The sequence below is a fragment of the Marinilabilia rubra genome, from assembly GCF_003121985.1.
Lineage (GTDB): Bacteria > Bacteroidota > Bacteroidia > Bacteroidales > Marinilabiliaceae > Marinilabilia > Marinilabilia rubra.
The window spans coordinates 1-1,392 of the sequence record NZ_QEWP01000054.1; the positions used below are offsets into that span (position 1 = coordinate 1).

At 35.4% G+C, this 1,392-nt stretch carries 1 protein-coding gene; it reads left to right on the forward strand.

The annotated features are described in order from the left end of the window. Window positions 1-80: 80 nt before the first annotated feature. Entirely contained in the window at window positions 81-1,340 is a 1,260-nt protein-coding gene (locus DDZ16_RS20555) for an IS4 family transposase (RefSeq protein ID WP_232526835.1), read from the forward strand. The last annotated feature ends 52 nt before the right edge of the window (window positions 1,341-1,392 follow it).

Here is a 1,392-nt window from a genome sequence, read left to right on the forward strand (position 1 = left end):
TCACTGTCATCCGAAAGTCTTAATTTTTAAAAGCCCGAAGAATCCAATATTTTTGTTTTCACCACAAAAACAATTTATATATGGGACTCTTCAGGCGAAACAAAAATACCAACAAACCAGTAATTCGACAAATTTTAGATTTAGTTCCCCGCTGGCTATTTGACAATTGCACCAATACTTATAAGACTGATAAAGGTTGCAGTAAATATAAGACTTACGATCAATTTGTTGCCTTAACTTACGGACAGCTGTATAAGTGTCATACATTGAGTGATATATCAACCGGAATAGGAGTAAGTGAAATATTCATATCAGACTTGGGCCTCAAACAAAGTCCGGCTCGATCTACTATGAGCGATGGTAATAGAAAACGAGACTGGCGTGTTTTCGAGAGTCTTTATTACAAACTACTAAGCCACTATAAAAGCATACTGAAAAAGCATCATCAAAGCTTTGTCATAGAAGAGATTAAAGGCAAAAGTATAAAACTAATAGATAGCTCAACTATACCGCTATGCTTGGCCATGTTTGACTGGGCAAAATTTCGGACAGCTAAAGGAGGTGTAAAAATTCACACCTGTTTGGACGTTGAATTAATGCTGCCTGACGTTGTTAATATCAGCGAGGCCAAAGTGCATGATCGTAATGGTTTAGAGCAGTTAGTTTTCCCTCAGAATACGATAATTGTCGAGGACCGAGGATATTTTGATTTCACTTTAATGATGAACCGTATTGCTGCTAAGAACACTTTTGTTACAAGGATAAAATGCAATACTGTATATGAAACAGTGGAAGAAATCGATCTGCCCGATGGGAAAAATGAACATATTGTAAAAGATGAAATTATCCGATTGACCTCAAAAAAGGCCAAGGATTGTGGGATTAATAATCAGGAATTAAGACTTGTGCACGTTTACAAAGAAGATGAAAACAAAATTATCGAGATCATTACAAACCAATTGGAATGGGATGCTTTAACTATAGCCGAACTTTACAAAAAACGTTGGGATATTGAGTTGTTTTTTAAAGCATTAAAACAGAATTTGCAGGTAAAAACGTTTGTAGGGACAAGTGAAAATGCGGTAAAGTCGCAAATTTACATCGCAATGATAACTTTTATGCTACTGGAACTTATTAGAAGAACTATTGCAAAAAAACTACCTGCATTTTCAAGTTTTGTCGAAAAAATACGAATGAGTCTATGCTTTTATTTATCACTTGATTATGTGTGCAATACCATGGGCGAAGGTGCAAAAAGAATAAAACAGAGCAAGCAAATGAAAATACCACTGTCATCCGACTTTTTTTCTCAAAACGAGCAATTATCCCTCTATGGATAAAGGGATGCAGCAATTTTCTTCTCAATTTCAAAAAACTCTCGGATGATAGTGA